This window comes from Citrobacter sp. CtB7.12, assembly GCF_001297795.1.
In the GTDB taxonomy this organism is placed as follows: domain Bacteria; phylum Pseudomonadota; class Gammaproteobacteria; order Enterobacterales; family Enterobacteriaceae; genus Citrobacter_A; species Citrobacter_A amalonaticus.
The window spans coordinates 168295-193535 of the sequence record NZ_LIFT01000009.1 but is presented as its reverse complement, the minus strand read 5'-3'; the positions used below and the strand labels follow the sequence as shown (position 1 = coordinate 193535).

Below are 25241 nucleotides of genomic sequence, written 5' to 3'. Positions count from 1 at the left end.
CATAAGCGAAGTAATGGCCAGTGCTGTCCATCTGAGGAGTACTGCAATCGTAACGCATCTTTCTTACGGGTCAGACGCAGCCAGAACTCCTTCGGATCCCCTGGAAAGAGTCCTGTAGCCCAGTCGGAATTTCCCAGCGTGAGTACACTCCCGATTGCAGGTGCTCCATCGTTAAATTCGATGCCAGCTTTGAGCCAGTGCTGTTCGTCAGAGAGCATCATAATTCCGGCCTGGTCATAAAGTGTGGTGAAGTCTGCGCGGATCCTGACCTGAAAAGTAAAATCTCCTGTTACGTCAGTAGCGTAGATGTGACCGGTAAAACGCTCAAACCCGTACCAGGTACGACGCCAGAAATCGGTATGATCATCTGTGATTACCGACAGGGCGTTATTTTCGTAGCGCCATATGGCGGGCTCATTGATCCATTCAAACTTGCAACTCATCATTATTCTCCTGTCATCCAGAACGCAGCATGACGATATTATAAAATGTCAGTTGCATCTCGAACTTGCATAACGGTTCAGCCTGATAGCTAACTGCACAGAACAATGGTTCCTGCGTTTCTGGGATCGTGGCTGATGTACCGACGGTCCAACTGGCATTTACCTTAATACTGTAATGAAATGACAGAAGATGATCTGTTGCAGATCCCCCATAATTCTTTTCTTGTCACGCCCTGCCAAGTTAGAAGAGTTTCAAAGGCATGAAACTCTGAGTCTGACTTCATATTAGTCGTTTTAATTCGCTACCTTACGTCAGATACATGATGGTTGTGTGCGAAGTAATGATGGACATCAAGTTGTTGCACAAAAAACAAAGCTAACGTAAATTCAAGGATGTGAACTTTGTCTGCATATGGGAAAAGCCATGGATGTGACAGCACTCAAGAAAACTACCCTTACCGAGCAGATTATGGAGCAGATTGCTTCGCAAATTACTTCCGGAAAGCTCAAGCCCGGCCAGCGCCTGCCGAACGAGCGAGCTATGGGGGAGATGTTCAACGTTACGCGCAGCCGGGTGCGTGAAGCGCTGCGCGCATTATCGCTGATTGGGCTTATCGAAATAAAACCCGGCGATGGCAGCTATGTCTGCGAAAACAAACCGCAGCTTCCCGAAGAGACGATGACCTGGATCTTCCATAAAGAGATTCACAACCTTGATGAAATCTATGCTGCAAGAAAGCTGATAGAAGAAGAGGTCTATCTCACCGCGATTAGCGTAGTAAGTCATGATGACCTTATTCGCTTTCAGGCCTTAATTGACCAGATGGCGGAGTTGATTGCCGGGGACGGTAAGCCGGAAGCCTACCATCAATTGCTTGATGAATACGATCTCTTGATGGGCCGTCTGTGCGGCAACCAGATCTATGACAAGTTGATGCAAACCATTGTGATGCTGCGTAAGGACTTCTCGCGTAAATTGCTTAACGCCGACGGGGCGATGGCGCACAGCTTTAAGCTGAGGTTAAGTATTCATGAGGCTTTTATCCTGCGGGATAAAGTTCAGTTGCGTAAAAATCTGAAGTCCTTCTATCAGTCTTCGCGCAAATTCTACGATCACATTGCGGATAATAAAGACAAATAAAATGGCCAGGGTTAAATCTGCTGAGAGAGCCTTCCGCCTGCTGGAATTGATTGCCAGCCATCGGGAGGGGTTAAGCTTTACTGAACTGCAAACCAGCCTCGATATTCCCAGAAGCTCCGCTCATAGTCTGATTCAGGAGTTTATCGATAACGACTATCTACTGTATATGCCAGACACGCGCTTATATCATGCGGGTCTGGCGCTGATAAAAATAGCCGCCAACTGCATTGAAAGCACCGATCTGGTCCGCGACTTGCGGTTGCTGACCGCATTTTTGAGTAAACGGCTGGGAAAAACCAGCCACGCAGCGATTCTGGACGGCAGGCAGGTGGTTTATCTGGCGAAAGCGCTTGCCCAGGACGACCTCTCATTGATGCGACATATCGGCAATCATCTCCCGGCGCACTGTACCGCAGTCGGTAAAGTGCTGCTGAGCCAATTCAGTGATGAGGAGATTATGCGGCTTTATGGGGAAACGCCGCTTGAGAAAATGACGGTTGATTCAATTGGGACGTTGCCGGTATTGCTTGCTGAATTAGGTGAGGTGCGCCGGCAGGGATACGCGATTGAGCAACGAGAAGCCAACGAACGCGCGGCGTGTATTGCTCTGCCTATTTATTCTGGCGCAGGAAAAATGGTCGCGGCGTTTAGCGTGACCGCTTTTGCCTACGAGTGGGAGTCGCTGGTGCTTGATGATGTGCTGGCGGTGATGAAAGAGTGCCGGATACTGGCGCAATAGAGACAGTTTCAGCATATCGTCGAATCCTCCCGGAGGCGATTGTGTATCTGTCCGGGCTACCTGCACATAGAAATCTGCGTCCCCGTAGCCCGGGGAAAGCGCTTGCGCCGCCCCCGGGGGAAGAGCGCAGGGTGTTGCCGAATCACCCCAGATTATGCGCACCAAGCGGCGGTGCGCCGAGGGCGCTTGTGAAGAGCTCACCGTCGATTTTTATCGGACAGCGTGTGGTTTGCAGTGTTTTTCCACTTTTTAACCGAACTTCCTGCAGCATCTTCAGCGCCTGAAAGCCTCCGCTGGCAATTAATTGCTGCCAGTCCATCACCTGAGCGCACCAGATATCCTCCGCTTCCAGAATGCTTAACCACTCCTCGCTTTTCTTATGTCGCAAGTGTTCCAGCAGAACTCGTTTGATCTCGTCCCGACGGTTGAACCACTCTTTTGGTTCGTCAAACTCAAGCAGCGCCGGACAGGCCAGCAGGTTACCCAGAAGCGGAACAGGTGCCATTGCCAGCGCGATAAAACCATCGGCGGTAGGATAGATACCATAGGGTGCGGAAATATAGGCGTTGGCATTATTGACCTCACTTCTGACCGGCGGTTGCTGGCCATCGTTCAGCCAGGTGGTTAAAACTTCAAACTGCAGGTCGAGGATGGTATCCAGTAAACTCACCTGGACCAGGCATCCGCTACCTCTGTTGGCCCGCTGTACCAGCCCGGCCATTAATCCCTGAACCAGATACTCTCCGGCGAAAATATCGCAGACGGAAAGGCCGAATGGAAGCGGGGGCTGATCCTTATCACCGTTGAGCCAGCACAGCCCTGAAAGCGCCTGTACCAGCAAATCCTGGCCCGGACGCGAAACCCAGGGACCGCTATCACCGTAGCCGGAAATTTCACCGTAAACCAGGCCTGGATTGATTTCCCGCAGCGCTGCATAATCCAGGCCGAGGCGCTGTGAGACGCCGGGGCGGTAATTAAAGATAACCACGTCGGCCTGCTCCAGAAGGGGCCGTAGGGCACTTTTTTGCTCCTCGTCCTTGAGATTCACGGTGATGCTTTTCTTATTGCGATTAATCGCGTGGAACAGCGAGCTGTCACCATCAATCTGCAGCTCAGAAATATAGAGCTTACGACAGATATCACCGCCGTCCGGATTCTCAATTTTGGTTACGTTAGCACCTAAGTCGGCGAGTCGAAGCGCCGCCGAGGGGCCGGAAAGAAACTGGCTGAAATCCAGCACATTAATGCCTGTAAGTGGTTTCATCAATCAGCCTCCGCTAAGTGAAAGTCGGCCTGAATCTGCGCTGTATTTGCTCCTAACACTGGCGCAGGACGGGAAGATGAGGTGCGCTTGCCATTGAAGCGCAGCGGCGATTTCAACATCGTGATCGTTTTGCCGTCATCGAGTCGGACATCCTGAGTCATATCCAGCGCGCGGAATCCCTCGCTTGCCGTCAGCGTTGACCAGTTATTCACTTCGGCACACCAGTAGCCCGCTTTTTCGAGCCTTTCCAGCCAAAAAGAGGCGCTTTCCGCAGCCAGAATCCCGGCAATCACCTGCTTAATCTCATCCCGACGACTGAACCATTCGTTCGGTTCGTGGTATTCGGTGAGGGCTGGGGAGCCCAAAATTTTGCCAAGCTCAACCACCGAGCCCATGGCGAGTGCGATATAACCTTTCCTGGTTGCATAAATGCCGTAGGGCGCGGCGAGATATGCATGAGCGTTATTGTCCGCGCTACGGCAGGGGGGCTGGTGTCCATCGTTAAGCCAGGTGGTCAGAACCTCAAACTGCATGCTGAGCAGTGACTCCATCAGGCTGACTTCAACCCGCCCACCAAGCCGGGTTTTGCCGCGGCGGATCAGGCAGGCGAGGATCCCCTCCACCAGATGTGCCCCGGCGAGCGAATCAGCAACCGACAGCGCAAAGGGCGTCGGTGGTTGGTCCTTGTTGCCGTTTAGCCAGGTGAGCCCTGACATGGCTTGCACCAGCAGATCCTGACCGGGCTTTTTAACCCAGGGCCCCTCGGTACCGTATCCGGTGACGGATGCATAGACCAGTTGTGGGTTGAGTCGACGGGCTTCTTCATAGCCGAGACCGATTTTGTCCATCACGCCAGGGCGAAAATTTTCGATAAGAATATCGGCCTGGGCGATCAGCTTCTTAACCTGCGCCAGCTCCCGAGGCTCCTTCAGATTGGCGATGAAACTCTCTTTACCACGATTGATAGTATGAAAAAGCAGGCTGTCGTTATTGATCCACTGATTGTTAAGACTCAGGTTTCTGCTCGCATCCCCGCCCCCGGGACGTTCCACTTTGATGACCCTGGCCCCCATATCCGCCAGGCGCAGTGCAGCGGAAGGCCCGGCCAGAAACTGACTGAAATCCAGTACTACTAAACCTATTAAAGGAAGCATAGCTACTCCATTAAGCCGCGTGATGTTTGATAAAGCGCGTTCATGCTGGCGAAAACGGCGCTGCTGTTGCCACCGTTCATAACATATTCCCGTACCAGATCGCCTGCATGATCCTGAAAGTTCAAAAATCCGCTGTAGCGTGGACGTTTAGCCGAGCGGTCAAGAGTGGGAAGGGTGTCGGCGAAGAAATCCAGGCTGCGGCGGTTCACTTCATCATCAAGCCAGGCCCCACGATGTCCCGGTTGGCCGCCATTATCAAAGAACAGTGTTTTTTGTACTTCCGCTGAAGCGGTATAGCTGGCATAGGCGAGAGCCGCTTCTTTATGCTGGCATTTTGCGGAAATCGCCAGGCCGGTTCCACCGAGTACGGTTTTCAGCGGTTCGCCGTGCCAGGAGACAACGTCTGTTGCTTTCAGCAGGTGACGGGCATATCCGGCGCGGGAATAGTTTGAATAACCATAAGCGAAGGGGCAGTAGCTCCAGTCATCGCGGGTCGAAAGAAGTTCGTGAACGGCGATAGGATCGTAGTCGAAAATCTCTTTCGAACAGTAGCTGGCCAGTTCGCGCAGCGCTTCAAGCGCTTCGATACCGGTGTCGCGGCTGGAGATATTCTGTTCATCAAACCAGGTACCGCCTCGGGTGGCGCAGAGCATCAGGAAGTCCATCAACAAGTTGATCGGGATCCCGGCGTAGATGACTTTTCCGCTCCGCGCGAGGGCAAGCAGGTCTTGCCAGGTTTCCGGTAGTTCGAATTGACCCTGTTGCAGGTGATCCGGGCGATATACGGCGACGGGCGTTGCCGCATCGATAGCCAGAGCGCTCTGAAAACCGTTAAAAAGATAGCTTTCATGAGAACCGCCCACTGAATTTGCTGCCTGATCGTCAAGGTAAGCTTTTGGTAAATAGTCCTGAAGAGGCAAAAGAATCGCTTTCTCCGCGACGAACCCCGCCCACGGATGGTCAATAACCAGCAGGTCATAAAGTCGCGCCAGTTCATCCAGATCGCCATCGGCGAAGGCCTGCAATGAACGCTTTTCCCACACAATTTCGACATCAGGATTCAGCTCACTAAACCGCTGCGCGGTGGCCACTACGGATGTAAATCCACGGCTATGACCCCAGGTAATGCCCCTCAACGTCACCATAAGAACTCCTTTTTGTAATGAACTTCACATAAAATTGGTACTACCGCACTACCATTGAGTCACAGCTACTGATACTTTTGTAGTCAGATTAGGTGAAATTGTGATCGACATTGAAAAATAATAATTGATTAATTTTTTCGGTTGACCATAAAAAAAACGAGGATTAGTTTCCAATTAGTTTCTATCTGTGGTCATTAATTCACATATATGAACAACGGAGTAAAGATAATTCTTGAATACATAATCTAATTAACAGGAGAAGCTCTATGCTAGCGGGATTTTTTGTCTTGATGATCGCTTGTATGTTCCAGGGAAGCTTTGGTCTTGGTATGAAAAACTATCGACCATTTTCCTGGGAAGCCTTTTGGGTGATATTTTCCATCATTGGTATATTGATAATTCCTATTGTCTGGACGTGGATTGAAGTTCCGGGATTTTTTAAATATATACTGCTTACCCCTGGCTGGATTTTAGCTATCGCTGCTGCCTGCGGTTTTCTTTGGGGAATAAGCGCTATCTGGTATGGCAAAGGTATTGATAATATCGGTATGTCTCTGACTGTTGGGATCAATACCGGCGTGGGATGTTCTCTCGGTTCATTAATTCCATTATTTATTCTTAATAAAATTCCGCCCGCTAATTCATTAAGCTGGTTGCTGGCTGGAATGGCGGTGATGCTTATTGGCGTAGGGGTGATTACTAAAGCCGGTATTCTTAAAGATAGAGAATCAAAACAGGATGCGTCGCGGGTTAAAAATGACAAGTTCGTCAGCGGCTTGCTCATGGCGCTGGCTTCCGGGTTTGGTACCGCAGCAATGAACGTTGGTTATACCTACGCCAGTCGGGCCAGTGCTCTGGCTGTGGAGGATGGTATCAATCCGGTTAGTGCCAGCCTGATCGCCTATGTCATCGTTTTTGCATCCGGCGGCTTTATTTCTAATATCGGTTATGCGCTGTGGGTGCTGAGAAAAAACAATACGTTTAGTGATTTTGCCCGGCCAGGATCCTCCTTTGCATGGTTTAAGGCGTTGTTAACAGGGGGGATTTGGTTTGCTGCGCTAGGCTTATATGCCAAGTCAACCGCGCTGCTGGGAGACCTGGGGCCGGTGATCGGCTGGATAGCGTTCCTGTCAGGGGCGCTTATTATTTCCAACGCCTGGGGTCTGAAAACGGGTGAATGGCAAGGCTATGAAAAACCGAAAAAAGTTATGCTTCTGGGTAATGTGATTTTGGTTCTCTCCGTCGTTATCGTCGGATATGCCAACGGATTAGCTTAAAAAAGAGGATAAAGAAATGATAACGCAACTGGACATGCCGCAATACAGTAAACCTGTGGTCATTATTGGTGCGGGTGGGATCGTCACCGACTCGCACTTACCTGCTTATCGTAAAGCCGGGTTCCTGGTTCTCGGTTTGTATGACCGTGATTATCAAAAAGCGCAAAGCGTGGCCAGCCAGTGGGATATTCCTCATGCCTGCCAGACGCTTGATGAGCTGATCGAACTGGCACAATCTGAGGGCTGTGTATTTGATATTGCCGTACCAGCCTCTGAGATTTTGCCTATCCTGCAGAAATTACCTTCCGATGTCGGTGCGCTGATTCAAAAGCCGATGGGGGAATCTATCGAACAGGCGAAAGCGATTCTTGATTGTTGTCATGAGAAAAATATAACCGCTGGCATTAATTTCCAGCTACGTCGTGCCCCCTTTATGATCGCAGCAAAAAAAATGATTGATGAAGGTTTGCTGGGGGATATTCATGATGTCGAAATGCGCGTTATTTGCCAGACACCATGGAGTCTCTGGAAGTTTTTATTCGAAAAGGAGCGCATGGAGGTCAATTATCACAGCATTCATTACATTGATGCGATTCGTTTCTTCCTTGGTGACCCGGAGTCCGTTTATTGCAAAACCATGAAGCATCCTAAAATGATGGAGCTGGCGCAAACTCGTTCATCGATCATCATGGACTACGGCGATGTCATTCGCGCCAATATTCATACGAATCACGGCCATGATTATGCACCGGATAAACAGGAGTGTTTCTTTAAAATCGAAGGGACAAGGGGCGCGATTAAAATTCAGATCGGGGTTATTTTGAATTATCCACAGGGCGCAGACGATAAATTCGAATTTATCCTTGATGATGGTAAAGGATGGCGAACCTTACCTGTTGAAGGTACCTGGTTCCCGGATGCATTTATTGGCCCGATGGCTGGCATGCAGTGCAAACTTGAAGACCCGAATTATGTCTGGCTTAACGACATCAACGATGCGTGGAAAACCATGTGTGTCGTTGAAGCCTGCTACCAGTCAAACGCCAGCGGTGCGACCGTGGTGAAATACTGATTATTACGGGAGGTCCGGCATGTTGCACATTACCGATACCCATCTTCACCTTTGGGATCTGTCGCGTTTTCGTTTGCCGTGGCTCAGCGCGGTTCCGGTGCTGAACCATGACGTTAGCTGGCAGGATTATCGCGCGCTGGTCGAGCAGGATACGTGGTGCATCGATCGTGCGCTGTATGTTGAAGTTGACGTTGCGCCTGAGCAGCGCGGGTTGGAAAGCCATTTTTTGCACGAGCTATGCGCAGATCCGACGAATTTTGTTGAAGGTGGCATTGTCTCGCTCGACCTGCAACAGTCCGGGGCGGTAGCGCGCTGGCTGGATAGCGATGCATATCACCCGGCGGTGAAGGGCGTACGCCACGTACTGCACGTTGCCAGCCAACCGCCCGGAGCCTGCCTGACTTCTGACTTTATCGATAATGTCAATGCGCTGGGTAACGTGGGACTCTGTTTTGAAGTATGCCTGCGTAATGAAGATCTGGCGGATGCCGTGGTGCTGGCTGAACGGACTTCAACATCTCTGGTTTTAAATCATATGGGTAATGTTGATAGCGTTCGCCTTGCGGAAGATGCCAGCTATGCGGCGAACTGGCGGCGAAATTTGCAAGCGTTGGCGCTGCAGCGGCATGTCTGGTGCAAAGTTTCCGGCGTCAATATTCCTGCGGGTAGTGATTGCAATGGTGTTCGCCCGGTTGTGGAGCAGTGTCTTGAGATGTTCACCGCCGACAGGGTCGTTTTCGCCAGTAATTTTCCGGTCTGTTCGCTGAATACAGGGCTCGTCCCATGGGTCAACACACTTATACGCATTACTGATGCGCAGGGAAGCGCCTGGCAAACGCGTTTTTTTAGCCACAATGCGCAACAACTCTATCGGTTAAGGGAAGCATGACGCGAGGGTGTTTTTAACCGATATCTTTTAGAACATCAGGAGTGACACATGAGTACAACATTTAGCGGCATTATCCCTCCGGTTCCGACGTTGTTTGATGAGCACGAGCAGTTAGATCGGCTGGCTATGTCGAGGCTGATTGATCATCTGATTGCCAGCGACGTAGACGGTCTTTTCTTTCTCGGTAGCGCTGGCGAATTCGCGCATATGTCGGACAGCTTGCGCCAGGAAGTGATGCAGTTCTGTATTGAGTATGTCGCAGGCCGTAAGCCAGTGCTGGTTGGTATCTCTTGCCCGGGCACACAGGCGACAATTGAGTTTGGCCGTAAAGCGCTGGAGGCGGGAACGGATGGCGTTGTGGTTATCAATCCATGGTACAACCCGCTGGCTGAAGAGTACTTGTTCGAGCATTTCCGCTATATTGCTGAACAACTGCCGTTGCCCATCATACTGTATAACTTTCCGGCGCTGACCGGTCAGGCGATACCCGTCTCCTGTATCCAGCGACTGGCTATGGCATGCCCGAATATCGTAGGACTGAAGGATACCGTTGATACGCTAAATCATATTCGCGAGGTTATTCATGCCGTTAAGCCAATGCGGCCCGATTTTGCTGTGTTCTCCGGCTACGATGAATATCTGTTCGGTACCTTAATTTTAGGCGGCGACGGCGCGATCCCTGCCAGCGCTAACTTTGCCCCGGAACTGACCTGCGGTATTTATCAGCACTGGCGAAATGGGGAACTGAGTGAAGTCGTCGCTTTGCAGCAGCGACTTTCCTGGATCCCTCCGCTCTATGGCCTGGATGTGCCGTTTTATAATGTCATTAAATATGCGTTGCAGCTGACAGGTCTCGATGTACCGGTTAATTCATTGCGCCCAACCGGACCATTAACGGAAGAACGGAAAATTAAAGTTCGTGAGATGCTAAAGCAAAGCGCCATTATCTAATAAATTTATGAGGGTTAATATGATGACTATCCAACGGTTCGGTGGTGTAATTCAGGTTAAACCAGAAAAATATGCCTATTATGCACAGCTACATGCTAATCCGTGGCCGGAAGTGAACGCCATGATTAAAGCCTGCAATATCTCTAACTACTCAATTTACTTTAAGGATGGCTGGCTATTTAGCTATTACGAATATCACGGCGATGATTATCAAAAAGATATGGCGAAGATGGCCGCAGATCCGGTTACCCAGCGTTGGTGGGATGAGTGTATTCCCTGCCTGACGCCCCTTGAAAGCCGAAAAGATGGAGAGCTGTGGGCATCAATGGAAGAGGTTTATCACCTGGAGTAACCGACTGTCGAGGTAAAAATTATGTTTATCGATAAATATTTCGAAGATTTCTCCCTGTCTGAGTGTCGGACAACAACGGGGCGTACCATCACTGAAAGCGATATTGTTATTCATGCCGGGCAGACCGGTGACTTTTATCCTCATCATATGGATGCTGAGTGGTGTAAAACTCAGCCTTTTGGCCAGCGTATTGCCCACGGAACTTTAACGTTTGCCATCGCCGTTGGGATGACGGCCGGAGTCATTAATTCTAAAGCCATGACTTATGGCTATGAGAAATTACGTTTTCCGCACCCGGTTTTTATTGGCGATACCCTGCGAGTCAATATATCTATTAGCGAAAAACGCGATCACCCGCGTAATGCAAAATATGGCTTTGTGACGGAAAAGCTCGAGGTCGTTAATCAACGCGATGAGTGCGTGATGGCGACGCAGCATGTGCTGCTGGTAGAAAAACGGGATTTTACGAATTAAATCAAAAGGAGTGAATCATGACCTGGAGAATGATACTTAATGAAACTGCCTGGTTTGGCGCCGGCGCGATTAACCATATCGTTGATGAAGTCAAACGCAGAGGATACAAAAAAGGGCTGGTGGTGACGGATCGGGTACTGGTGGAGTGTGGTGCGGTGGATAAAGTCACCTCTCTGCTGACGTACGCTGGGCTGGAGTTTGACGTTTTCGCCGACGTTCTGCCTAACCCGACTATTGCCATGGTACAGAAGGGGGTTGAGGTATTTAAACGCGCTTCGGCTGACTACCTGGTCGCCATTGGCGGCGGATCTCCACAGGATACCTGTAAAGCCATCGGGATTATTATTAATAACCCGGAATTTGCCGATGTTCGCAGCCTGGAAGGATTTGCCGCCACCCGGAAGCCCAGTGTTCCGATTATCGCTGTGCCAACCACTGCGGGTACCGCTGCGGAAGTGACTATCAACTATGTCATCACCGATGAAGAGAAGCGGCGGAAATTTGTTTGTATCGATCCGCATGACATTCCGCTGGTTTCGATCATTGATTCCGACATGATGGCCACCATGCCGCCAGCCTTAAAAGCCGCCACCGGGATTGACGCGTTGACACATGCGATTGAGGGATTCACGACCCGAGGGGCATGGGAGATGACGGATATGCTGCATCTGAAAGCGATATCTTTGATTTCCCGTAGCCTGGTCGATTCCGTGGCCGGTAAATCTGAAGGAGGCGAGGGGATGGCGCTGGCGCAGTATATTGCCGGGATGGGCTTTTCTAACGTGGGGTTAGGTCTGGTTCATGGGATGGCACATCCATTGGGGGCGTTCTATAACATGCCCCACGGTGTTGCCAACGCCATTCTGCTGCCGCATGTCATGGAATGGAATGCCGACTATACCGGGGAGAAATATCGCGACATAGCCCATGCGATGGGAGTAGAAAATGCGCATAGCGTTAACCTTGCTGATGCCCGTAGGCTGGCTGTTGATGCTGTGCGCGCATTGTGTCGTGAGGTAGGCATTCCTCAAGGGCTTACCCTCGCGGGCGCAAGCAAGGAGGATATTCCTCAGCTGGCGCAGGCGGCTCTGGACGATGTTTGTACGGGCGGCAACCCACGAACGGCCTCTTTAGAAGAAATTAAAGCGCTCTATGAACTGGCGATGTGACAGTTTTCGGGAATTTGGCATCGTACTAGAGATAGAATAATGTATGTTCTTATAGAACAGCTATGAGAATGTATACGAGTTAAGGTGCCTCTGGTTTTTTTAAATAATGCAGAGGTACCTGTGAAGCCTGTTTTGATATAAAAGATAAATGGTGATTTAATTTCATGTTAAAGCCGCCTTGGGGATTTTCTTTGTGATGAGAAATATCCTAAATCATATCTTTTTTGACTGTTCAAGCTGGTTTTCTAATTAATTTCAATCTAAACAAAGGATAAATGAGCTTATTTAAACGATGCTGTCAGATATGTGATATGTGACTATATTGTTGTTTTGTGTTTGTCTTTTGTATTGCTACGCTCTCACTGGTTATATGTTTAACATTATGATTATAAAGTAATTATCATCTTTTCTGTTAACGATATGATCTGATTCAACGATAGAAAAACGAACGATGATAGGTGCTGCCTATCATGTGGTGCGGAATTGATCAGTTATATCTTTTTGCGGGAATTTTATAATCACATGTATATTCTAAATCGACGGTATGGCTACGGTTCCTTTTTCTTTTAGTGAAAAATCTATTTTGAAAGAGTAAGTTTACCGTTTTTTATTTTCTATTTCCTCCTTATGTCGTTCAAAGAGGGGGGCGCAGGTGTTTAACGTGTGCACGGTTTTTTTATGGTCTTAATTTTATAAATGGAGTTTTATCCATGCAGATGAAATATGTCTCATTATCTGCCTGTTTTGGTATGGCGCTGTTATCCATACCGGCAATAGCGTCAGATACCGGAACCATCACTTTCACTGGTTCCATTGTTGGTACCACATGTAATGTGAATATTGGTGGCGCAGGAGAGAATGCTGATGTTTCTCTACGTTCCGGGAATGCCACTGCTCTGGTTGCTCCAGGGTCAACCGATGGTGATACCCGTTTTTCACTGCAGTTGAGTGGCTGCGCAGGAGGGGCACCGGAAGCCACCGCGGCGAAGGCCTTTTTCCAGCCCGGGAGTACCGTTACGGCGGACGGGCGTTTGATGAACACTGCGGTTACAGATGCGGCAACAAAACTCACTGAGCAGAAGGTCCGCTCTGAGCGAGGAGCGGAAGTTCGGAATTCATGCTTACATTGGGGAGGCTTAAACAATTGGAACTGTTCCCAGCAAATCGCTTGCGTTTTGCCGGGATAAACATTGTATGTTCAGGGCAAAAGTGGTGGTAGTACTGATACCCACATCACCAGTTCGGCCGGGTTCTCTCAGCGCTCGGGAGCAAACTAATTTGTGCCTATTGCCTTAGGCTAAGGGCCGTATGGAGCGAGCCTATCAGCACCTCTAGGGGGCTGTTAGTTTAACAGTTCTTTTTTCATTTTCGTTATATTGCAAAAATATTCATTAATATTCAAATAGTCACCATTACAATCTTCATTTGCGTTTCTTACCATGCACATTGAACAGATACCTTTAAGATCACATTGCATGCATTCGGGGAAATCTTTATTTTTTATCATTCTTAATAAATTTATTTTCCTAGAAAAAAGCCAGACATCATTTAATGATGTTTCCAGAATGTTACCTAAAACACAATACTGCCAGCCAGCACAGGGATAAACGTTTCCGTTCTCAGCAATGCAAACAGATACACTACAAATCGAACAGATAGGGTCTTCCGGATCAACATGACTCTTATTAACTAGGTCATCTTTCAATTTATCAAGATAAGCTTTATCATCAGAATGTTTATCCTTGATAATTTTACTGACTTCATTTAATGAGAGTCGATTACAGATGATTTTATTTGAATGATCATATTCGGCAATCAAAGCATAATCATAACTGACAGCAACCCCATATGTTTTCGCCCATTCAATGACGTCGTGGTAACAATTTTTATTCTGTTTCATTACTGGACAACTGATCTGTAACGGTATGTCATTTTCGACCAACTTAAGTATTGATGATTTAGTTTTTTTAAAACTTCCTGTCATTTTTGTTATTGAATCATGAATGACCGGATCTGTTGAATACAGCGATGTTTGAACCCCCAACAATCCATTCAGCTTCATCTCTGTCACGATTTCATCAGTCAGGAGCGTGAGATTAGTAAGAACGCTGACAGCAAAATCATACTCCCTGCATTGCTTTAATATGTCACAAAAATCTTTATGCAACATAGGCTCCCCTCCGCTCAGAGTTATATGCAGCACATTCATATCTTTACATTGTTTCAACAAAGCATAGATATTTTTTGTGTCCAGTGTTTTTATTTTTTTCTCATGAGGGATATAACAATGAATACATCGCTCATTACACTTACTGGTGATTTCTATATGTACGCTGGTCAAGCGATTTACTTCGCTTTCATGCTTTTCAAGGAACTCATTTGTATTGTATGTATCATCCTTACTTATGTCGATTTTTACTTTACTATTTATATCTTTATATGTAAAAACATAATCATTGCTGTTACATTCAGCAGAAGTCTCACCTTTACACAAAAAACCATCACAAACTAACTCAGAGAAAAACTCTTCGACATCATCTCTTATTATTTCAATGCTGACATCCTTGAACTTATCAAGTAGTTCAGTACATATATCAAGAGTAGACTTTGGCGTCTTATTTAAAGTAGATAAAAACACAGCGCCACTTTCTGAAACAATCCGTTCCCCTATCACCTCATCTTCTACGTATCTGTAGTTTCTATCATCCGTAATGTAGCCATAATCACCGTAATTCCTGAATAGTACATTTGATTTGAGTTTAAAATACATAAGATTATATTTCGGCTGTATATAAATAAAGAAGCGACGAAAACTGTCGCCGCTTCGCTGTAAGTCAGAGTGCGAAATTAACGATTACCAGGTCCAGGAGGGTTGCAGGGCCTGCCGCTGGGTTTATTGTTAGGACGGCATTCCGCCTTGTATGCAGAACTTTTCGCTAAAACTGCCGGTTTTGAATAACTCATACATATTATCCTCATAAAATGTAAGGTTATCATGTTATTCCCTAGTTTTGTAAGAGTCAACTTGTTGCTAGCATGGGCTGAAACAATGATCATCAGCGACCTGTTGCAGGGTAACGACACCTTGAGCCGGGACGGGGCTAACTTCTCCACGATTACCAGCGGGCGCGTGCTGAGCGGCGGCGATTGATGTTCGCTGACCAAGCAGGGCAGATGCAAAGCTGCAATATAACGGTGACGGAAAACAACTGACAGAACAGCGGTACGGTGCCGGTGTAAGGAGCGCACCAAGCATGTTTAGATATCCTGCCAACCGTGTCATAACGTCATCTCTGGACCAAAACGGTCTGTTTCTCACTCTAGGTCTGCTGAGAGCGAGGCGCGGACCTAACATTATTATGTTTTGAATAATAAGAAACGGTCAGTTGGCTGTAAGTCTGGCTTAGTTATCCAAAACAGCTTTTCTTTGTATTATTGTTCTAATAAATGCTGCTGATATATGCAACACGAATTCAGCATCGTATTCCAAGACAGAAGAAACCTTGTTGCTACCATGTCTTACTGCCGGTTCTGCATTTGTATATGCGTAAAATTTTTCTATTACAGTTAATAGCATAGGTGAGATAGTGTTTTCTTTTCTCATCAGTTTTAATACCTCGCCTAGGGTTGAGGCTGACGGATAATACGTCCGACACATGCTTTCTATTGCACTTATCGATTCTTTTATGGAATTTTCTGGATCCTTATGCGCACCTAATGCAAAAGCCCGGGCTTTCACATAGTGCCTCCTTGCAGGTTCAAACTGGTCTTGCAATAAGTTATTAGTTTCATCTATTTTTTGTTCTAGTTCATTTGGTAATGGTGTTTCTAACCTACCAGCAGAATTCATTTTCCAGTCAATATTTCGAGATGCGAATAACTCGTTCAATTTCTGACGATATGATGTAAAAGTAATGTCTTCTAATACCTTCTTACCCCAAGTATGGCCTCTCTCTACATCTCTTTTTCTTAATAGATCTCCAATGATCTCAACAGCATCGTAAAATTGAAACCAATGCATATGTTGCAAACGTGCTTTCAAAGCATCATGACAGTACCATGAATCGAAATCCTCTTGATCTGTTTCTTGACCATTCTCTGCGCAAAGTCGCTCGATCAAAGCCTTAATACCCAGAGGCTTGTTCTCATCATTCGCAATGCGGCTATCACCATCAATGTACAAAAAATTATCGAGGACAGTTACAAAAAATAAAGAGCGAAGCCACTCTGGAGCATCTTCCCGTATCGGCTTTTTACTATACTCAGGATCAAAACCATGTCTGTGCGAGAACTTCATCCCCCATCCCCCATTCAACTGTATGAATATTAGGTAATTATACAACCAACACAAATCCCTTTGCGAATACAAAAAAATTACAACGAATTTAAGAACTGATCGCTTATTTCTCCTATGGATGTCCGCAACTGGCACAGGGTTGCTGTTGCAGCCCTGACAACTTTAGACTTCAATCGATTCAGAGATCTCTAACGCATCATCGACTTCAATGCCCAGATAACGGACTGTGCTTTCCAGTTTCTTATGACCCAACAGAAGTTGGATCACCCGGAGATTCTTGGTTTTCTTGTAGATCAGGTAAGGTTTTGTTCTTCTCATGGAATGTGTGCTGTAAAGCGAATCTTCGAGACCAAGCTTTTCTACCCACCCATGAAAGATTCGGTTGTATTGCCGGGTTGAAATGTGCTGGTTAGTTCCGACCCGAGACCGAAACAAGAAGTCTTTACTGTGCAAATTGCCAAGCTTTATCAATGCAGCAACAGCTTCTCTTGTCCCTTTGGTTATCTCGAATTGCACATGGCTACCGGTTTTCTGTTGCAACACCGTTGCTCTGCTTGAAACCGAGCTACCATATGCCACATCCGATACTTTGAGTTTGACCAGATCACAGCCTCGAAGCTTACTGTCCAGGGCCATATTGAACAGAGCTAAATCGCGCGTTTTACCTTCCAGTTCAAGCCGGATTCGGATCCCCCAGATATGAGATATCTGAAGTGGTCTTTTTTGGCCGATGATACGGTCTTTGTTCCACGGTGACGTGTTCATACTCAAATCTCCTGCAATGTGGGAGATTTGAGTATGGTTGTCCCTTATGAGCTAGGAGCTGACGTTGCGCCTACCGTCCTAAGTCATCATAAATATTCTGAGCGTCCTGTTCAGGCCAAAGTAACTCACAAGTTGCTTTGGCCTCAATTTTGACAGAAATTATAACTAACTATATGATAAAAAATAAAATACACAAATTGTTTCACTTACTAAATTTACTAATTAAATAATTTATATATTTTATTAATCACCTAATCATAGAAAGAGATTTGCATGAAAATCCCGGCGCATTTAAAACACAAACCTATTATTCAGGTTGAAAACTATGACCGCATTGACGGCCCATATGCTGATGATACTGATGCCATGGGCCTCTCCGTTGGTATTGCTCAGTGGAACGGTCCGGGCTGGACAGAGCTTTCAGCCAAAGTCTGGCGGAACACTGGAGAAAAATGGTCACGTCAGTCTGAAGAACTCCCCCTTCACCGGGTTATCGACTTGGCAACACTTATCTGCATCACAATGGACTACAGCAAAAATGGCAGATTGTCTTCGAGTGATGACTTTCCTGTAACCCGCTCAGCAGATAACGCTGATCTAACTCATCACATTGGGTTAATGAAAAAGGAGCTGAAAGAAAATCATGAGAGTCTTGATCAAAGCCTCAAGCGACTGTCGTTAGAACTTAAAAGACTCGGGTACTAACTCATTTAATTGAGTATTAGGCCACTTGAGCGGCCTTCTTAATGATACGTTCCATAGTATCCCTGACCTGTTCCCTGTTAAGGACATATCTCCCATGCAACAACTTCCGCCCCTGGCACGGTACAGACAAGCCCACTGAGCTAAAGGTCCGCTGTGAGCGAACAGCGGAGGTTCGGAATGCATACTTACTACGATGCATGTTAAGCAATGGGGAGCAGGTCACCTCTCCTGTGATAGAATCGGCTGATAATGTAAGTGCAAACACATGCTGAGGGATACTCATGAACGGGATTAGTTGGAAAGGCTCAAATAAGCAAGTTGAAAAACAATTGGTGGCACAATTTGAAAATCTAGGGATAGATTATTCAAATCCCGGTTTTTGTGATGATCCTAATTTCTTGAGGCAGGAAAAAAAAGACCCACGCTTTCTCGAAAATATGCTTTGTATGTAGAGTCTAAACATTATGAGGATGAGTACTTAGAAAGGGCGAAGAAATCTATAATAATTTGTGCTGAATCCTTACATAAGGCTATTAAGAAAGATGGAAGACTTGGAGCTTGTGTTGACGTGTCTAGTATGCTGAGTCGAATGCTGGAAGAATTGGGTATTTGGAGTTATGTAACCAATTCAGCGGTTAAGATTGATTTCCCTCAGTCATCAAAAATTAAGCCCATCTGGTTTTGGTCACCCTCCGATGGAAGTGGGATGGCAGCAGCACATGCCATTGTTGTTGCACCACCTTTTGCAATCGTAGATTTAACCATCAAAATGCAACCGTACCAACCAAGAGTCAATAGGTATCTTCCAGAAATAGCATTGGTTACAGATTATACTAACGGTCAATGGGAACCTGAAGACGTTATTGAGCATGACACCCTAAATATGTACGGTTTAAGCGGTGATGCTGCTCGTAAAGCTATTCAGAGCCAACTAAGGCCAATGTATGAAGTGATGAATACATTCCCGTGCCGGATAGCAACATTTGGAGAAACCCATATTAAGTATACGACCATTGCTATCGGAGGTTCATTAGAACCTCTGAGCGGGATCTTAGGCTATAAACCTAATGGCCAAACTGCACTAGAGATTTTTCGAAATGATATTATTCCTCGATTAAGTTGATTAAGTCGTTTAAGGGGTCCGTTAGGATATAGGGAATTATTGTACGTTTAGCGCTTACCAAACTGACCCTGGTTGCTAATCACTTAAGTTCTGATCTTTAAGTTACAGCCCACACGGAATGCTCTTCCTATTTCGAGATATTCAGCTCTCGCGGCACCGGTCAGCTGCTGCGACTGCTCAGTAACTTGGCCATATTGACCTGCTCCCCGTTGATTAATACACCGCGATGTTAGTAATGTATTGGAGTCCGCTTGGAAAACGGAAAATATCCTACGTTAAGCCTGCTTTTTGAGCTAGCATGACGGGCAGCTATGAGCGAGAAACGGACGTTCTTGTGTGGAGCAAATAGTTTGATTATAGTTAAGTCATTAGTTGGAATATAAATTGTATAAATACTAATTATTCGTCTAAAACCATATCTAATTAAACAATCAGGAAGTTGAAAACATGAGTAGACGTTTATGCAGGGATAACCGCACAAAAGTACGTAATATTCCCCGACGTATAAAATCACTTAACCGTTGGGCCGAAAGTTTTCGTAACCCGGACCGTGCAATTTTTCCAATAAGCGAACGATACTGGAATTTTAAAATTCCAGTAGAAATTAATCTTATTCAAGGAAAATACAGCAAACAAAAAACAAAAGCAGAGTGTGCACAGGCCTTGATTAATGCTTGTTCTAACTTGATACACGCTACAGCAGATTGCGGCGATACACCTCGAATTACTGCCGTGATTTGCCTTCCGGATATGTTTACCAGTGAAGTATGTTTATTTCGTTCTGAGGAATACTTTCAAGGCTTCATCACTGATGCTAGCTCTGAGAATGGCTCATCAGTACTACTCAAAGAACGTAGTCTTGCCAGGGAATGGGGGCTAACTCTCCCGGATGGTGTGCAAGAATTAGGAATTACACTTGATTATTATGGTGGTGACGATCCGGATGAGTGGTTTTCAGGCGAACGCTGGTATTATGGGCAACTGCGGTAATCGATACTATTTGCTATGCATCATAGGTGACCTTTTATGCCTACTGCTACGTCTCCTCCTGGCATGGCGCAGGCTAACTCATTGAGCAGAAGGTCCGCTCTGAGCGATGAGCGGAAGTTCGCGCATAGTTGTAATACTAACATTACCATGTGGGGGGCAACGGGGAGCAGGCCATATGTCGGAAGATCTCAAAAAGTGAATGGCGCATTTTGCAGGGATGCTTACATTCCCTTTAAGGGATCTACTATTCCGCGCAGCTATTTAGGGACGGCGAAACCCGGCATCCATTAGCAAGATTGGTACGCATTCCTCGGATGAGACTAACCTGAAATCTATGAGAATCCGTTGTGAAGGTTTTTACGCACGAAAATCAACTGATCTTTATAGTGTTTATTTCTATATGACCCTCATGACCCCAAAAAAACTGGATATCACGGTATATACGCTTTTTTACATCAGAGGAACGAGCAACATCCAAAATCTCCGACCTGCTTGATGAGATCTCAACAATAGGATTGTGAGACTCAACAGAGATCTTTACGCTCAACTTCAAGGGCGTGTCAGGTAGAACCCTGTGGTGCCGCGCACAGTCCCAAATGTAACGTTCCAAATTGGAAATAAATTCTTCCGAGTGGACGGCCAACTTGTGCCAATCGAATACAGCCTCATTCCGGAACTCATTTTCTTTATTGATAAAAAACTCGGCATTTAATTCGTGAAGTTGTGTAAAACGCGACACATCTTCCTCAAACTTCCTTTTGGTTAGATAAATTACCCTAGAGTCCTGATCACAGTTATCTATTTTGTAGCTAGTCATGGACACTTGTTCTGGGATTTCTATCGCCTCGACATCTGCACCATCGTTAAAGTCAAAGGCAACAAATTCTCCTTCAGTTAAAGATATTAAGTTAAACTGCTTAATTTCACGATTCTCCACGTTATGTCGATCAGATATCTCATATGCCTGAGCTTTGATCAGTTGCATGGTGGCGCTATGCATGTCGCTATCATGAAGTTTTCCTTTCTCCAAGGGGATTTGCTGATGTGCAAACACGTCATGTTGGGGCACACCAAACCAACTTGATAGCCCGTGCCCGGCCATAAAATCACAAAACTCTCTTTGCCACCCCCACTTTAGAGCATAATTAACCGGAGGGTATTTTGAAACAATCATGGCTGGAAATAAATTTATCTGATTTCCATATTCAGGAAAAGACCTGCGCAAGAAGCCCCACACGGAGGATTTTGATTTTTTGCAGCTTATTAATAGAACCGTTTTTACGTTGAATCTATCAAGACGCTTTAACTTGTATGCAACGATATCCATTTCCCTAGGTTTCTTATCATCTGAATCGATATAATAGTAATTAGTCCTGACAATCCAGCCTTCTTTTCTTAGAAGTGAAGATGCCCAGTGCTCAAGTGGAAACCCTGACTCACTTATCTGTTCGACAAACTTCTTCAGTAGTTCATTTGATACCATGTCTAATTTTCCCCTAGCTAATCCCTGAGAATTAATTGTATTTCATTGTGATGTGAAATCCAATATTATCGCATTTCTTTTCTCCTGCAAAAAAATCACATACTCATGAAATAATTATTAACTCCCCCACATTCCTAAGTAGCTGCGTGGAATAGTAGATCCCTTAAAGGGAACTCAGCCCGAATTGTGCGATCTGATCAATCGCCAAGAATTACAAATCACCAACCGGACTGAGCGATGTTGCCCGAACACTGTGCTGCGCCCGTTCATCCGTCGCGCGCTGGATTAACTGGTTTACGTGTCGGGTGTAGAAGGCCTGAAATCCTTACCCGCAGGGCGTACCCGGCGCTGGTCCTTTGAGCATATCTGCATATTGTTACGTGAACTGATAAAACACACTCCCGGTGATTTTGGTTATCAACGTTCACGCTGGAGTACGGAGTTACTGGCGATCAAAATCAACGAGATAACCGGATGCCAGCTGCATGCCGGAACGGTGCGCCGCTGGTTGCCATCTACAGGGTTAGTCTAGTGCAGAGCCGCACCAACATTGCGTATCCGCGACCCGCATAAAGAAGAAAAAATGGCTGCTATCCATGATGCGCTGGGAAAATGTAGCGTAGTACATCCGGTATTTTACGAAGATGAAGTGGATATCCATCTCAATCCGAAAATCGGCGCAGACTGGCAGGTTCGCAGGCAGCAAAAACGTGTTGACCTGCCCCCAATGATTAATGCAGTGCAGCGTTAACAACGTCCGCTCTTGGCACAAAGCGGAAAAGGTCACTGAGCTGAGGGTCTGCTGTGAGCGAGGAGCGGACATTGATTTAACTGGATTATAAGGAGCTTCAAATGTTACTGGCGCAACTTTCTGGGATGCTTACAGCCATAGTTAGCATTTTAACCAAGGTTCTGGACTATGGCTAACCCGTCAGTTAAATTCGTTCCCGACCTGTCGTTCTCTCCCTGGCAGGGGCCGCTTATTTCCGTGTTATGTTTTAAGGATAATTCATGAGTAATCGAGCGCAATCGTTTTCTAGTCAATTGCTAATTACCATAATTTCTATATTCTTAGGGTCATTTCTTTTTGCTGGGATATTAGAAAACTACAAAAAGGACCAAGGTCTTCAAGAGGAACTTATAAAGGATTACTACAGACCAATGAGGGAATTACAAAGTTCTTGTTCATCTTCACACAATGAACTTTTTCTAAAATATGGAGAGTTATCTGGTTCTTATCAACTTATGTTTAATGAAGTAGTACATATGATGGTGACCCCTGATTCCAAATTAGGTCAGAATTATGAAGCTATTCCAATGTCAATTATCAAAGCAAATGCGGATTTAAAAAAGACAGTTGAAGACCTCGAAGTGACGGTAAAAAAATGCAAAGCCGATTTATTTCTCAAATATGAAGAGATTGCATTAGCTACTGGTTCATACCCAGAATTTATGAGGTTAGCAAAAAAATACACAAGCGAGATTAATGTTATCTATTCAGAAAGACAAAAAAAAGCTAGTGGGAATATAGAAAACATAGACCCAAATCAACTAATGCCATTAATGCGAGAATTTATCGCTATAGATCTGTCCATCGATAAAAATAGATCTATGTTGATCAAGGAAATGGAGAGGGTATTTAATCCGGTAATGCAAAATTATTTAATAATTGAAGAGCATGAGCAGTTAATATTTGAAAAAGATAATGATTTTTTTCGAAGTCTTCATGAACTGTATGCAATGAAAATTAGTGAAAAGCATTCAAGTGGATTTATCAGTTGGGTGTTTTAAAATATAATATATCGTAATCCACTACGAGCTTTCAGTATCGGGCGCAGTAAACCTGAGCCGGTTGTTGATGTGCAAGATATAGTGCAACCTGCTGCCTATAAATTAGCACATTACTCCGTTAGCAACGCCCGCTTCTGACTACTCCGTGCCAGAAGCGGGTATCCTGCTTATTGACTGAAGTGAGTGTTAGCAATGACTGCTTCGGGCACGAATCGGACATTTTTCACTCCTGGATCGCACAATATTTTTTACATGTTAATCTAAAATTCCAAATTATTTCAGACAGATATTATCTCAGTGAATCCCCGCCTTCCTTACTGGATCCGGGATTTTTAATTTTTCACGCTGAGACTACTGTATGAATAAACCTGACGGCCTTCAGGCCTTTGAGCAACCGCTCGCGTCGCTTCCGCACACGCTTCGCCAGCTTATTCTTGAACGTATCCAGAACCTGACCCACTACGAGCCGGTGATTGGCATTATGGGCAAAAGTGGTGCTGGTAAATCCTCTCTTTGCAACGAACTTTTCCGGGGCGAGGTGTCCCCGGTGAGTGACGTGAACGCGTGTACTCGCGACGTATTGCGCTTCCGGCTACGCAGCGGGCGTCACAGTCTGGTGATTGTCGATTTACCGGGTGTAGGTGAAAACGGGCGGCGGGATCATGAGTACCGGGTCCTGTACCGTCGTATGCTGCCGGAGCTGGAACTGGTGCTGTGGGTCATTAAGGCCGATGATCGGGCACTGACCGTGGACGAGCAGTTCTGGCACGGTGTGATGCAACCTTACAGGCAAAAGGTACTGTTTGTGGTTAACCAGGCCGACAAAATCGAACCCTGTCATGAATGGGATAGCGCGATCGGCACGCCCTCGCCACAACAACAGGTAAATCTTAAAGCGAAACAGGCTGCAATTATGGCAATGTTTAAACCGCATCATCCGGTCTGTGTGGTGTCCGCCAGCACTGGATGGGGCATTGAGGATATGGTGGCGAACATGATGTGTTGTCTGCCTGACCGCGCCACCAGCCCGGTGGTGACACAACTGCAAGGGAGACTCTGCACAGAGCCGGTAAAGTCGCAGGCCCGTGACAGTTTCGGTGACGCTGTGAGCCGGGTTTTTGATACGGCTGAGTCATCGTCGTTCCTGCCTGCACCACTGAAAACGGTGATTCGCACCGTGCGTGATGCGGTGGTGTCCGTCGCCCGTGCCGTCTGGGACTGGATTTTCTTCTGAAACCAGACTTTATACTCCTCCCGGTCATCCGTGGGCATGAGCCTCATTTACAGACCCACTTCTTTTAATCAGAACCCCCCGTTGCCCCCGCTTCGTGGTACCGGATACCTGAGTCCCTGTTCTGTCACACATTTTCCCCGAAAGGGATGACAACCCTTGTGTTAATTAATAGAATGTAACGATCGATATCTATTTTATCGATCGTTATTATCGATCGATAAATAAATGCATCTGCTCCACCTGCTGCGCGCCAGGTACGCCGTTGCGGGCGCTGACTCCGGATTTTCTGAAATGGCTAAGGAATGAAAAATGAAAGTGAGGTTTGCAGTTTTTGCGCTGGTCTTCAGCGTCAGTCTTAGTACCGCGGCCCGGGAACGAGCCGATATTCCGGCGAACACCATCTGGTCGTTTAAGGACCCTGGTGGTCGGGTGTTATGGGATGTCTGTGGGGGAAAACAAAGCACCTGCACCATCGTGTTGGCGGCAACGAACAGGGTGGCCATCGTTAATCGTAAATCCACTAACGGCTGCGCCCTGGGGGATTTTTACGTGGTGGGCAAACCCGAAAAAGCCTGGAACCAGTACGACACGGGGACCTGCAGCAGCAATGCTTACTTCAGTCAGGGGACCATGAACAACGGGCAGTACCGGACTATCGATGTCCGTCTCAACGGGGAACTGGTAAAACGATTCCCGGTGGAATACTGGTCGCTGGTGAAATCCTTTTCGGGTAGCAACCGGCCAAAATGGAAGGACAAGACGACAGACAGATAAGAGCGTTGA

25 protein-coding genes and 1 pseudogene are annotated in these 25241 nt (G+C 46.4%); 18 read left to right on the top strand and 8 right to left on the bottom strand.

Annotated elements, in window-relative coordinates; translation table 11 throughout:
• On the bottom strand, positions 1-443 hold a 443-nt coding region (locus tag AOY24_RS13660; protein WP_054176817.1), incomplete at its 3' end, for a DUF1349 domain-containing protein.
• A gap of 424 nt (positions 444-867) precedes the next feature.
• Here AOY24_RS13660 and AOY24_RS13655 point away from each other — a divergent pair.
• Entirely contained in the window at positions 868-1584 is a 717-nt protein-coding gene (locus tag AOY24_RS13655) for a FadR/GntR family transcriptional regulator (RefSeq protein WP_042324884.1), read from the top strand.
• Between the two features lies 1 nt (position 1585).
• Positions 1586-2323 carry an IclR family transcriptional regulator gene (locus tag AOY24_RS25395; RefSeq protein WP_054176816.1) on the top strand — a complete coding sequence of 246 codons (738 nt, stop codon included), beginning with the start codon at positions 1586-1588 and terminating at the stop codon, positions 2321-2323.
• A 142-nt stretch (positions 2324-2465) separates the two neighbouring features.
• Here AOY24_RS25395 and AOY24_RS13645 read toward each other — a convergent pair whose 3' ends face one another.
• Genes AOY24_RS13645 through AOY24_RS13635 form a run of 3 tightly spaced genes read right to left on the bottom strand, consistent with a single transcriptional unit; the run spans position 2466 to position 5886 of the window.
• Positions 2466-3587 (bottom strand): CaiB/BaiF CoA-transferase family protein, encoded by a 1122-nt coding sequence (locus AOY24_RS13645; protein WP_054176815.1) that lies wholly within the window; start codon positions 3585-3587, stop codon positions 2466-2468.
• Positions 3587-4741, bottom strand: coding sequence for a CaiB/BaiF CoA-transferase family protein (locus AOY24_RS13640; RefSeq protein WP_054176814.1), 1155 nt, complete (start codon positions 4739-4741; stop codon positions 3587-3589). Before AOY24_RS13640 ends, AOY24_RS13645 begins: the two co-directional genes overlap by 1 nt.
• A 2-nt stretch (positions 4742-4743) precedes the next feature.
• Positions 4744-5886 (bottom strand): extracellular solute-binding protein, encoded by a 1143-nt coding sequence (locus tag AOY24_RS13635; protein WP_054176813.1) that lies wholly within the window; start codon positions 5884-5886, stop codon positions 4744-4746.
• A gap of 266 nt (positions 5887-6152) precedes the next feature.
• Here AOY24_RS13635 and AOY24_RS13630 point away from each other — a divergent pair, with 266 nt between their 5' ends.
• The 8 genes from AOY24_RS13630 (at position 6153) to AOY24_RS13595 (ending at position 13257) form a co-directional block, all read left to right on the top strand.
• Positions 6153-7163 carry an L-rhamnose/proton symporter RhaT gene (locus AOY24_RS13630; protein WP_054176812.1) on the top strand — a complete coding sequence of 337 codons (1011 nt, stop codon included), beginning with the start codon at positions 6153-6155 and terminating at the stop codon, positions 7161-7163.
• 16 nt (positions 7164-7179) lie between these two features.
• On the top strand, positions 7180-8235 hold the full coding sequence (locus AOY24_RS13625; RefSeq protein WP_054176811.1) for a Gfo/Idh/MocA family protein: 1056 nt from the start codon (positions 7180-7182) through the stop codon (positions 8233-8235).
• Positions 8236-8254: 19 nt separating this feature from the next.
• Positions 8255-9124 carry an amidohydrolase gene (locus AOY24_RS13620; RefSeq protein ID WP_054176810.1) on the top strand — a complete coding sequence of 290 codons (870 nt, stop codon included), beginning with the start codon at positions 8255-8257 and terminating at the stop codon, positions 9122-9124.
• Between the two features lie 48 nt (positions 9125-9172).
• Positions 9173-10075: a dihydrodipicolinate synthase family protein gene (locus AOY24_RS13615; RefSeq protein ID WP_054176809.1), complete on the top strand. Its 903-nt coding sequence runs from the start codon at positions 9173-9175 to the stop codon at positions 10073-10075.
• 19 nt (positions 10076-10094) lie between these two features.
• Positions 10095-10427 (top strand): L-rhamnose mutarotase, encoded by a 333-nt coding sequence (locus AOY24_RS13610; RefSeq protein WP_198034315.1) that lies wholly within the window; start codon positions 10095-10097, stop codon positions 10425-10427.
• A 21-nt stretch (positions 10428-10448) separates the two neighbouring features.
• Complete coding sequence (locus AOY24_RS13605) at positions 10449-10901, top strand: MaoC/PaaZ C-terminal domain-containing protein (protein WP_042324723.1); 453 nt, start codon at positions 10449-10451, stop codon at positions 10899-10901.
• 17 nt (positions 10902-10918) lie between these two features.
• Positions 10919-12070: a lactaldehyde reductase gene (fucO, locus tag AOY24_RS13600; RefSeq protein WP_042324719.1), complete on the top strand. Its 1152-nt coding sequence runs from the start codon at positions 10919-10921 to the stop codon at positions 12068-12070.
• 710 nt (positions 12071-12780) lie between these two features.
• Complete coding sequence (locus tag AOY24_RS13595; RefSeq protein ID WP_054176808.1) at positions 12781-13257, top strand: fimbrial protein; 477 nt, start codon at positions 12781-12783, stop codon at positions 13255-13257.
• 155 nt (positions 13258-13412) lie between these two features.
• Here the strand turns inward: AOY24_RS13595 and AOY24_RS13590 are convergent, their stop codons facing one another.
• The 3 genes from AOY24_RS13590 to AOY24_RS13580 all read right to left on the bottom strand — a co-directional run bounded on the left by AOY24_RS13590 (position 13413) and on the right by AOY24_RS13580 (position 17132).
• Positions 13413-14840: a PqqD family peptide modification chaperone gene (locus AOY24_RS13590; RefSeq protein WP_054176807.1), complete on the bottom strand. Its 1428-nt coding sequence runs from the start codon at positions 14838-14840 to the stop codon at positions 13413-13415.
• 633 nt (positions 14841-15473) lie between these two features.
• Positions 15474-16367, bottom strand: coding sequence for a hypothetical protein (locus tag AOY24_RS13585; RefSeq protein ID WP_054176806.1), 894 nt, complete (start codon positions 16365-16367; stop codon positions 15474-15476).
• A 162-nt stretch (positions 16368-16529) separates the two neighbouring features.
• Positions 16530-17132: a site-specific integrase gene (locus tag AOY24_RS13580; protein WP_054176805.1), complete on the bottom strand. Its 603-nt coding sequence runs from the start codon at positions 17130-17132 to the stop codon at positions 16530-16532.
• Between the two features lie 273 nt (positions 17133-17405).
• Here AOY24_RS13580 and AOY24_RS13575 point away from each other — a divergent pair, with 273 nt between their 5' ends.
• From AOY24_RS13575 to AOY24_RS23950, 4 genes are all read left to right on the top strand, one after another.
• Positions 17406-17837, top strand: coding sequence for a DUF6530 family protein (locus AOY24_RS13575; protein WP_054176804.1), 432 nt, complete (start codon positions 17406-17408; stop codon positions 17835-17837).
• 281 nt (positions 17838-18118) lie between these two features.
• On the top strand, positions 18119-18289 hold the full coding sequence (locus tag AOY24_RS25190) for a hypothetical protein (RefSeq protein WP_156595792.1): 171 nt from the start codon (positions 18119-18121) through the stop codon (positions 18287-18289).
• A gap of 137 nt (positions 18290-18426) precedes the next feature.
• Positions 18427-18960: a hypothetical protein gene (locus AOY24_RS13570; protein WP_152967202.1), complete on the top strand. Its 534-nt coding sequence runs from the start codon at positions 18427-18429 to the stop codon at positions 18958-18960.
• Between the two features lie 447 nt (positions 18961-19407).
• Positions 19408-19950, top strand: coding sequence for a DUF3916 domain-containing protein (locus AOY24_RS23950; RefSeq protein ID WP_072185397.1), 543 nt, complete (start codon positions 19408-19410; stop codon positions 19948-19950).
• A gap of 370 nt (positions 19951-20320) precedes the next feature.
• Here AOY24_RS23950 and AOY24_RS13565 read toward each other — a convergent pair whose 3' ends face one another.
• Positions 20321-21433 (bottom strand): hypothetical protein, encoded by a 1113-nt coding sequence (locus tag AOY24_RS13565; protein WP_054176802.1) that lies wholly within the window; start codon positions 21431-21433, stop codon positions 20321-20323.
• A gap of 230 nt (positions 21434-21663) precedes the next feature.
• Between AOY24_RS13565 and AOY24_RS23945 the strand changes: the two are divergent.
• From AOY24_RS23945 to AOY24_RS13545, 4 genes and pseudogenes are all read left to right on the top strand, one after another.
• Positions 21664-22157: pseudogene (locus tag AOY24_RS23945) on the top strand (IS630 family transposase); the annotation flags it as partial.
• 287 nt (positions 22158-22444) lie between these two features.
• A complete protein-coding gene (locus AOY24_RS13555; RefSeq protein WP_054176800.1) occupies positions 22445-23224 on the top strand; it encodes a hypothetical protein in 780 nt (259 codons plus the stop codon).
• Between the two features lie 358 nt (positions 23225-23582).
• Entirely contained in the window at positions 23583-24458 is an 876-nt protein-coding gene (locus AOY24_RS13550; protein ID WP_054176799.1) for a GTPase family protein, read from the top strand.
• A gap of 309 nt (positions 24459-24767) precedes the next feature.
• Positions 24768-25232 carry a hypothetical protein gene (locus tag AOY24_RS13545; RefSeq protein ID WP_054176798.1) on the top strand — a complete coding sequence of 155 codons (465 nt, stop codon included), beginning with the start codon at positions 24768-24770 and terminating at the stop codon, positions 25230-25232.
• Positions 25233-25241: the final 9 nt, after the last annotated feature.

Excerpts from the sequence above, each read along its gene's own strand:
- AOY24_RS13570 (WP_152967202.1), top strand. The coding sequence starts at position 18,427 with ATGCTGGAAGAATTGGGTATTTGGAGTTATGTAACCAATTCAGCGGTT.
- AOY24_RS13595 (WP_054176808.1), top strand. The coding sequence starts at position 12,781 with ATGCAGATGAAATATGTCTCATTATCTGCCTGTTTTGGTATGGCGCTG.
- AOY24_RS13545 (WP_054176798.1), top strand. The coding sequence starts at position 24,768 with ATGAAAGTGAGGTTTGCAGTTTTTGCGCTGGTCTTCAGCGTCAGTCTT.
- AOY24_RS13635 (WP_054176813.1), bottom strand. The coding sequence starts at position 5,886 with ATGGTGACGTTGAGGGGCATTACCTGGGGTCATAGCCGTGGATTTACA.
- AOY24_RS13630 (WP_054176812.1), top strand. The coding sequence starts at position 6,153 with ATGCTAGCGGGATTTTTTGTCTTGATGATCGCTTGTATGTTCCAGGGA.
- AOY24_RS13615 (WP_054176809.1), top strand. The coding sequence starts at position 9,173 with ATGAGTACAACATTTAGCGGCATTATCCCTCCGGTTCCGACGTTGTTT.
- AOY24_RS13585 (WP_054176806.1), bottom strand. The coding sequence starts at position 16,367 with ATGAAGTTCTCGCACAGACATGGTTTTGATCCTGAGTATAGTAAAAAG.
- AOY24_RS13605 (WP_042324723.1), top strand. The coding sequence starts at position 10,449 with ATGTTTATCGATAAATATTTCGAAGATTTCTCCCTGTCTGAGTGTCGG.
- AOY24_RS13640 (WP_054176814.1), bottom strand. The coding sequence starts at position 4,741 with ATGCTTCCTTTAATAGGTTTAGTAGTACTGGATTTCAGTCAGTTTCTG.
- AOY24_RS13620 (WP_054176810.1), top strand. The coding sequence starts at position 8,255 with ATGTTGCACATTACCGATACCCATCTTCACCTTTGGGATCTGTCGCGT.
- AOY24_RS13655 (WP_042324884.1), top strand. The coding sequence starts at position 868 with ATGGATGTGACAGCACTCAAGAAAACTACCCTTACCGAGCAGATTATG.
- fucO (WP_042324719.1), top strand. The coding sequence starts at position 10,919 with ATGACCTGGAGAATGATACTTAATGAAACTGCCTGGTTTGGCGCCGGC.
- AOY24_RS25190 (WP_156595792.1), top strand. The coding sequence starts at position 18,119 with ATGAACGGGATTAGTTGGAAAGGCTCAAATAAGCAAGTTGAAAAACAA.
- AOY24_RS13590 (WP_054176807.1), bottom strand. The coding sequence starts at position 14,840 with ATGTATTTTAAACTCAAATCAAATGTACTATTCAGGAATTACGGTGAT.
- AOY24_RS13575 (WP_054176804.1), top strand. The coding sequence starts at position 17,406 with ATGAAAATCCCGGCGCATTTAAAACACAAACCTATTATTCAGGTTGAA.
- AOY24_RS13565 (WP_054176802.1), bottom strand. The coding sequence starts at position 21,433 with ATGGTATCAAATGAACTACTGAAGAAGTTTGTCGAACAGATAAGTGAG.
- AOY24_RS13580 (WP_054176805.1), bottom strand. The coding sequence starts at position 17,132 with ATGAACACGTCACCGTGGAACAAAGACCGTATCATCGGCCAAAAAAGA.
- AOY24_RS13645 (WP_054176815.1), bottom strand. The coding sequence starts at position 3,587 with ATGAAACCACTTACAGGCATTAATGTGCTGGATTTCAGCCAGTTTCTT.
- AOY24_RS13555 (WP_054176800.1), top strand. The coding sequence starts at position 22,445 with ATGAGTAATCGAGCGCAATCGTTTTCTAGTCAATTGCTAATTACCATA.
- AOY24_RS13550 (WP_054176799.1), top strand. The coding sequence starts at position 23,583 with ATGAATAAACCTGACGGCCTTCAGGCCTTTGAGCAACCGCTCGCGTCG.
- AOY24_RS23950 (WP_072185397.1), top strand. The coding sequence starts at position 19,408 with ATGAGTAGACGTTTATGCAGGGATAACCGCACAAAAGTACGTAATATT.
- AOY24_RS25395 (WP_054176816.1), top strand. The coding sequence starts at position 1,586 with ATGGCCAGGGTTAAATCTGCTGAGAGAGCCTTCCGCCTGCTGGAATTG.
- AOY24_RS13625 (WP_054176811.1), top strand. The coding sequence starts at position 7,180 with ATGATAACGCAACTGGACATGCCGCAATACAGTAAACCTGTGGTCATT.
- AOY24_RS13610 (WP_198034315.1), top strand. The coding sequence starts at position 10,095 with ATGATGACTATCCAACGGTTCGGTGGTGTAATTCAGGTTAAACCAGAA.